Here is an 8,174-nt window from a genome sequence, read left to right on the forward strand (position 1 = left end):
GGGGAATTTTTGTTGTGTATTTGGCATTCTTCAAAAATAGCTGTGCGATGCTTTTTCAGGTCTGAGTTTTTTCGTATTTTTGGCAATCTTTCGCAATAAAAAGTTGAAATAATATAAACAGCTGCATATTATGCGGTTAAGAAAATATATAAGATGAATATTTCGTACAATTGGTTAAAAGATTATGTAGATTTCGATTTAACGCCCACTCAGCTTGCCGATGCTTTAACGTCTATCGGTCTTGAAACAGGTGGAGTAGAAGAAATTCAAACAATACGAGGTGGGCTGGAAGGCCTTGTTGTAGGCGAAGTTCTTACCTGTGTAGACCATCCCAACTCAGACCATCTGCATATAACAACCGTAAACGTAGGGCAGGAGAGTGCCTTACAGATTGTGTGCGGTGCTCCGAACGTTGCCGCCGGGCAGAAGGTAATTGTAGCTTTGGTTGGCACAACCCTATATTCGGGCGAAGAATCGTTTACAATCAAGAAATCGAAAATAAGAGGTGAAGAATCTTTCGGTATGATTTGCGCCGAAGACGAAATAGGCATAGGCACAAGTCACAATGGTATTATAGTATTACCTGCCGAAGCTGTTCCGGGCACTTTAGCCAAGGATTATTATAATATTAAGAGCGATTATGTGCTGGAAGTAGATATCACTCCCAACCGTGTTGATGCAACATCTCACTTTGGTGTTGCGCGCGATTTGGCGGCATATCTTAAACAGAACGGCGTACACACGGAATTGCATCGTCCGCCCGTCGATACGTTTAAAACCGATAGTAAAGCCGAGGGTGTTCGTATTAAAGTGGAAAACACGGAAGCTTGCCCCCGTTATGCGGGTTTAACGATAGAAGGCCTGAAAGTGACGGAAAGCCCCGAATGGCTAAAAAACAGACTGTTGGCGATAGGTCTACGCCCTATCAATAATGTGGTTGATGCTACTAACTATGTGTTGCACGAACTGGGACATCCGTTGCATGCTTTCGATAAAAAATATATAACAGGCGGAACAGTGTATGTGAAAACATTGCCCGAAGGCACTAAGTTTACAACTCTCGATGAAGTGGAACGTACTCTTAGCGACCGCGACCTAATGATTTGCAACGACACCGAAGGTATGTGTATAGGCGGTGTGTTTGGCGGCTTGAAGTCGGGAGTAACAGAGTCTACTACCGATGTGTTTCTTGAATCGGCCTACTTCAACCCTACATGGGTAAGGAAAACTGCCCGCCGGCATGGGTTGAATACCGACTCGTCTTTCCGTTTTGAACGCGGTTGCGATCCTAACGACACAATCTACGTGCTGAAACGTGCTGCCCTTCTGATACAGGAAGTGGCGGGAGGCCGTTTTGTGGGCGATATACAGGATGTGTACCCACAGGTGATAGAAAAAACCAAAGTAGAGCTTTCTTGCAGCAAAACAAATGCTTTGATAGGCAAAGAGTTGGACGAAAATGTGATTAAATCTATTTTGGCAAGCCTTGAAGTGGAGACAGAGAATGAAACAGACGATTCTTTGTTGTTGAATATCCCTACATACCGGGTAGACGTAACCCGCGATGTGGACGTAATTGAAGATATTCTGCGTATTTATGGATACAACAACATTGAGATTGACAGTTCGTTAAACTCCAGCCTTTCTTACCAAACGCCAACTGACAAAAGTAACGATAGGCAAAATCTGATTTCAGAGCAATTAACAGCCAATGGGTTTTACGAGATAATGAATAATTCTCTGACAAAGGAAGCTTATTACAGAGAATTACCTACTTATCCACTCGAAAGGTGTGTTCGTTTACTCAATCCTTTGAGTACGGATTTGAACGTGATGCGCCAGACACTGTTGTTTGGTGGTTTGGAGAGCATTGCATACAACCGCAACCGCAAGAACAACGATTTGAGGTTTTACGAGTTCGGGAACTGTTATTATTACGATGCCGACAAGAAAGTGGAAGGCGAAACCCTGAAAGAATATTCCGAAGAGTTCCATTTCGCCCTGTGGTTGTGCGGTGATATGACTAATAACAGTTGGGCTGTTACTGCCGAAAAATCGACTATTTATCACCTGAAAGGATACGTTGAAGATGTATTGCTTCGCTTAGGTCTACCCCAAAGCGGCTATCAGTACGAACAATTATCGGGCGACATATATTCCACGGGATTGACAATAAAAAGCCGTGCCAATCGTGTTTTAGGTACATTAGGCATTGTTTCGAAAAAACTACTGAAACAGGCTGATATAAATACCGAAGTTTATTTTGCCGAACTGAATTGGGATGCTCTGATGAAAGAAACCCGGAAGCATTCGGTTCTATTTGCCGAGATATCCAAATACCCGGCTGTGAGTCGTGATTTGGCTTTGTTGCTAAACAAAGATGTGCTGTTTGAACAAATTGAACGGATTGCTCAAAAATGCGAAAAGAAACTGCTGAAATCGGTAAGTCTTTTTGATGTGTACGAAGGCAAAAATCTGCCGGAAGGGAAAAAATCGTATGCTGTAAATTTTGTATTGCAGGATAACGAAAAAACGCTTACCGATAAGCAGATTGATGCGATAATGAAAAAAATACAAACCTCGCTCGAACAAGAGCTTGGGGCACAACTACGATAAGAAATTTTTTATACTTTTGTGTCCGGAAATTATATTAAAAAAAGATTTAAATAAAATATTATGGGAAGAGCGTTCGAATACCGTAAAGCAACGAAAATGAAACGTTGGGGCAATATGGCTCGTGTGTTTACAAAACTGGGAAGACAAATTACAATAGCAGCCAAAGAAGGTGGCCCCGACCCTGATACAAATCCCCGTTTACGTGTACTTCTTCAGCAAGTGAAGAAAGAGAACATGCCCAAAGAAAATGTAGAAAGAGCCATCAAAAAGGCGACATCGAAAGATGAGTCTGACTTCAAAGAAATTGTTTACGAAGGTTATGGCCCTTTCGGGATAGCTATTGTTGTTGAAACGGCAACCGATAATCCAACACGTACGGTAGCAAATGTTCGTAGCTATTTCAATAAATTTGGCGGTTCGTTAGGGACATCGGGCAGTCTGGAGTTTTTGTTCGACCACAAATGTGTATTCAAGATAGCAACAAAAGAAGGTTTAAACCTCGAAGAGTTGGAACTCGAATTAATTGATTTCGGTGTAGACGAAATAGAGCAGGACGAAGACGATATACTTCTTTATGGCGAATTCAAATCGTATTCCGATATTCAGAAATACCTTGAAGATAACGGCTACGAGATTCACAGCGCAGAGTTTGAACGTATACCTACCGACATGAAGGACGTTACCGAAGAACAGCGTGTACAGTTAAATAAACTTCTCGATAAGTTTGAGGAAGACGAAGATGTACAGAATGTATTTCATAATATGAAACCTGAAGAAGAAGCTCTGTAACCGACCTGAGTTGAAATTATAAAAAGATTGCCCCGTTCTGAAGAAAGTTTACAGAGCGGGGCAATTTTTCTGTGGTATTTATGGTATTACCAGATCGAAACGCGGTTTTCTTTATTTATAAATAAAGGTTCTTTTTCGGTGATATTAAAGGCTTTATACCATGAGTCGATGTGGGGTAGGGCAGCATTTACACGCCATTTCCCTAATGAGTGAACATCTACCTTTGTGAGGCGTACAATCTCAGTGTCGCGAACATTGCCTGCCCATAGGTTGGCATAAGCTAAGAAGAAACGTTGTTGTGCAGTGAATCCGTCTATTTCTTTGTTGGCTTTACCTTCCTTGGTTTTCATCAAGGCATTAAAGGCTACCTGCAATCCACCATGATCGGCAATGTTTTCGCCCAATGTATATTTGCCGTTAGCGTGTAGGTCGTCGATAACGATGATATTGTCGAAGAAATCGACCATAACCTGCGCTCTTTTATCGAATTTAGCTGCATCTTCGGCAGTCCACCAATCCGTCATGTTTCCGTTTTTGTCGAATTTGCGTCCTTGGTCGTCAAACCCGTGGGTCATTTCATGGCCTATAACTACACCGATGGCTCCGTAATTGATAGCGTCATCGCCTTCCATATAGAAAAATGGAGGTTGTAGGATTCCTGCCGGAAAACATATCTCGTTGGAGGTTGGGTTGTAATAAGCGTTTACGGTTTGAGGCGACATGTGCCACTCCGACTTATCGACAGGTTTTCCTAATTTGCTGAAGTTATAGTTGTATTCGAATTCCGAAGCACGCACTATGTTTGCCCAATAGCTGTCGTTTTCTATTTTAAGGCCTGAAGTATCTCTCCATTTGTCAGGGTAGCCAATCTTAACAATAAAGTTGTTTAATTTGTCTTGCGCTTTTGCCTTTGTTGTTTTGCTCATCCACTCAAGCCCGTTTATTCGTTCACCCAAGGATACCTGAAGGTTTTTTACTAAACCAACCATGCGTTCTTTGGCTTTGGCCGGGAAATATTTTTTTACATACATCTGGCCAACTTCTTCGCCAAGCGCACCGTCAATAGTGCTTACTGCACGTTTCCACCTTGGTTGGATAACTTTGCTTCCGCTCATTTGCTTTCCGTAAAAATCAAAACGAGTGTTTACAAAATCATCGCTAAGATATGAAGAAGCCGAATTTATAACTTTCCATGCCAAGTAAGCTTTAATGTCTTCGATGGGGCTTGTTTGCATTAGCTTCACGGCTGCGGCAATAGGCTCCGGTTGCGAAACATTCAGTTCTTTGATGCCGGAAACGCCGTTTGCGGCAAAGAATTTTGTCCAATTGAAGTTAGATGTAAGGCTGTTTAATTGCTCGAAAGTATATTTATGATAGTTTTCTTCGGGGATACGTGCTTTTTCTTTTGTGTAATGAGATTCGGCTAAGGCAGTCTCTATTTTCATTACGGCAGTAGCTGCAACGCGCGCATCCATTTCCCGATAGCCTGCATGGATAAATTGTTTGGTCATTAGGGTCATATATCCATCACGCAGTTCTCTTGAGTGTGCATCTTGCTCAACATAGTAGTCGCGTGTGCCCATACCCAAACCGTCTTGATACAAGTGTAGGATATTCATTGAGCTGTTTTTGTCGTCAGCGCTCACATATAGGGCAAAGAACGGACTGGATGCGTAGCGGTTTATTTCGCCCGAAACACGGATAACGTCGTCTATTGTTTTTATGGCTGCTATTTTTGATAGCTGGCTTTTAATTGGGGCTGCTCCATCTTTGTTTAGTTTTACACTATCCATCCCCAATGTATAGAGAGTACCTATTTTCTGGCCATTACTACCTTGAATGTGTTGTGTTTTGCCAAGTTCGGTTATGAGTTCTTTTATTTGAATTTGGTTGTTCTCCCGCAATTTATCGAACGATCCATAGCGTGAATACTCATCGGGAATAGGGTTGGCATCTGCCCAACCACCTGTTGCAAAACGGAAAAAATCTTTACCGGGATTGGCTTTCTTATCTAAATTTGCCATGTCTAACCCCTTTCCGTTTGTTTGGGCACTGGCATCAGTTATATTTGCCGTAGCCAAAAACAAAGCAAGGGGTAAAAAATAATAAATCTTTTTCATTGTAATTTTTTATTATAAGAATTAATTTTTATTCTGACAAAAGTAAAAGAAATAGACAACACACCCAATAAAAAAGTGGTAATTATCATAGTTTTCCATTCGGAAAACTATATCACACATCTTGATGTTATTATATATATATAATCCGGGGTGCGTTTAGAAAATAAAAGCTAATTGTCTGAGAAGTAAGATATATCCGTTTTGTCATCCTGAGCGAAACGAAGGATCTTTAATAGAAAATACAGAGATTCTTCACTTTGTTCAGAAAGACAAATATTACAAAATATTTATAATGAGCTATTTGACATAAACTCTCTAAATACGCTACAGGTATGTATAGTTAAAATTTAAGAGTATTGTAATTGTTTAGTAAACCTAATAGCAAAAAAGTTAAAATGTAAATTTGATTGGATAATGTCTGAAAATTAATGAAATATAATAAATGTAGATGCTACTAATTAGATTTATAATTGTTTTTTGTGACTTATCGCCAATAGATACGACTTATGAAATATAAAAAAGAACAATAACAACCTGTTTTTAGCAAAAAATATCTACTTTTGAAGTAATTTTACACCTCAAAGATTGTTTTTATCTGAAAATCAAACCGCAGCATTTAATATGAAAAATATAGCAATATTAACGTTAATCATTCTTTTCATTACTACTGCCTGTAATGAAAACAAAGATTATATAATTACCGGCGATTTGGGTAGTAATCTGTTTAATGGAAAAACAGCCTATTTAAGGATACCTAACACCACAGGTAAAGGTGATACAACCCTCGATTCGGTTTGCATCGAGAACGGAGGATATAAATTTAAAGGTGTTTGTTCGGATACGCTTTTTGCGGGAATCGTTGAGATAGAATCGGTTGGTACAGCTAAAATTATTCTGGAGAAAGGAGAGATTGCCGTAAAATATGACTCTGCTTCGATAAAAGTATCGGGTACACCCGAAAATGACCGCCTGCAAAACTTTATGGCAAGCCTGTACGGATATTTTTCGGAGGCAAGGGATAATTTTAAGAATTTCGAAATATATTTGGAAAAAAATAAACTTACTCCTGAGGCAAGGAACGAGTTTGTTGGCGGACAAGATGCAAGCATGATTAAGATGTCGAACTTGGTTTCGGACTATATTAAACCAATTGCGATGACTCCTGCCGGACAGTATTTTTTGCTCGACAATTACCCTTATCTTGAGCCTGGACGGTTTAGGGAACTTTTTAAGGAAACTTCGCCTTTGTTTCAGAATTCGGAAAAAGGGAAGAGCTTTTTCGATGCTGCCGAAAAATCGTTGGCTACAAGTGCCGGTAAGCCTTATATTGATGTGCAAGGCGTAAACATTAATGGAGATAAAGTTTCACTGTCGGATTTGATAGGAAATGCTAAGGTTGTATATATTGATTTCTGGGCTTCGTGGTGCGGACCTTGTATAGCAACGCTTCCGAATGTAAAAGATTTATATGCAAAGTATAAAAGTAAAGGATTGGTTATTATAAGCATATCGCTCGATGAAGATAAGGGGGCATGGCTCAAAGCTACTAAAAAATATGGTGTGGTTTGGGAACAACTGTCCGACCTTGAAGGTTGGGAGGGTTCTGTGGCTAAAGCATATGGCATAAAATATATTCCACAAACAATATTAATAGACGGAAACGGTATTATCGTGGAAAGAGGATCAAGCAGCGTATATCCCGCCGGTAAAATTGAAGAACTGTTAAAGCAATAATTCTTTTCTCCCTTTCCCCAAAAGAGAGTGAAAGCGGTCTTTCTTTCATTTAGCAAAACAAAAGCTTATCCATGTTTGTTTCTCAATATAGAATGGATAAACAAAATTAATAAATGAAAGTTATGGCCAGAAATTTTAAAGAGGCGGTGCTGAACCGCCGCAGTTATTATTCTATCAGTAATGAATCGCCGATAAGCGATGCGCAGATACAAGAAATAGTAGAATTTGCGGTAAAGCATGTTCCTTCGGCATTCAATTCACAATCAACAAGGGTAGTTATATTATTGGGCGAGAATCACAAAAAAGTTTGGAATATAACTAAAGAAACTCTCCGTAAGATAGTTCCGGCCGAAGCTTTCGGGTCAACAGAGACGAAGATAGACAACTGCTTTGCTTCGGGTTACGGAACATTGCTCTTTTACGAAGATCAAGAAGTTGTAGAAGAGCTGCAAAAAGCATTTCCCGGATATAGCGAAAACTTCCCTGTATGGTCGCAGCAAACAGCCGGTATGCATCAATTTGCTATCTGGACGATGCTCGAAGATACCGGTTTTGGAGCAACATTGCAGCATTATAATCCGTTGATTGATGCAGAGGTGGCGCAAACTTGGGGCATTAATCCCAATTGGAAGCTTATTGCTCAAATGCCTTTCGGGAAGCCAACACAAGCACCGGGCGAAAAAGAATTTAAACCTATAAACGAAAGGGTTTTAACTTTTAAATAAACAAACGCTTCTCCCTTGGAGTGGGTTTACTAAACAATAAAAGAGATTGATTTGAGTTCAAACCAATCTCTTTTGTTTTATTTTAAAACTACTATATATTTAATAATGCGAATCAGTATTTAAAAAATTAGATAAATAAAAGCGATGGCAATTTTGCCCATCGTATGTATGAGTAGTCCGGCAGTGGACC

The 8,174-nt window shown here is 39.9% G+C and carries 5 protein-coding genes; 4 read left to right on the forward strand and 1 reads right to left on the reverse strand.

The window, feature by feature from the left end; all coding sequences use genetic code 11:
* The first annotated feature begins 153 nt into the window (after positions 1 to 153).
* Positions 154 to 2,616 (forward strand): phenylalanine--tRNA ligase subunit beta, encoded by a 2,463-nt coding sequence (gene pheT / locus M2132_RS04750; protein WP_280671862.1) that lies wholly within the window; start codon positions 154 to 156, stop codon positions 2,614 to 2,616.
* 60 nt (positions 2,617 to 2,676) lie between these two features.
* Positions 2,677 to 3,405, forward strand: coding sequence for a YebC/PmpR family DNA-binding transcriptional regulator (locus M2132_RS04755; RefSeq protein WP_280671864.1), 729 nt, complete (start codon positions 2,677 to 2,679; stop codon positions 3,403 to 3,405).
* A gap of 86 nt (positions 3,406 to 3,491) precedes the next feature.
* Here the strand turns inward: M2132_RS04755 and M2132_RS04760 are convergent, their stop codons facing one another.
* Complete coding sequence (locus M2132_RS04760; protein WP_280671866.1) at positions 3,492 to 5,525, reverse strand: M13 family metallopeptidase; 2,034 nt, start codon at positions 5,523 to 5,525, stop codon at positions 3,492 to 3,494.
* 621 nt (positions 5,526 to 6,146) lie between these two features.
* On the opposite strand from M2132_RS04760, the gene M2132_RS04765 reads away from it, so the two are divergent.
* Complete coding sequence (locus M2132_RS04765) at positions 6,147 to 7,259, forward strand: TlpA disulfide reductase family protein (protein WP_280671868.1); 1,113 nt, start codon at positions 6,147 to 6,149, stop codon at positions 7,257 to 7,259.
* 122 nt (positions 7,260 to 7,381) lie between these two features.
* Complete coding sequence (locus M2132_RS04770) at positions 7,382 to 7,984, forward strand: nitroreductase family protein (protein WP_280671870.1); 603 nt, start codon at positions 7,382 to 7,384, stop codon at positions 7,982 to 7,984.
* Positions 7,985 to 8,174: the final 190 nt, after the last annotated feature.

Origin of the sequence: Dysgonomonas sp. PH5-45, assembly GCF_029893235.1 — a bacterium.
GTDB lineage: Bacteria > Bacteroidota > Bacteroidia > Bacteroidales > Dysgonomonadaceae > UBA1309.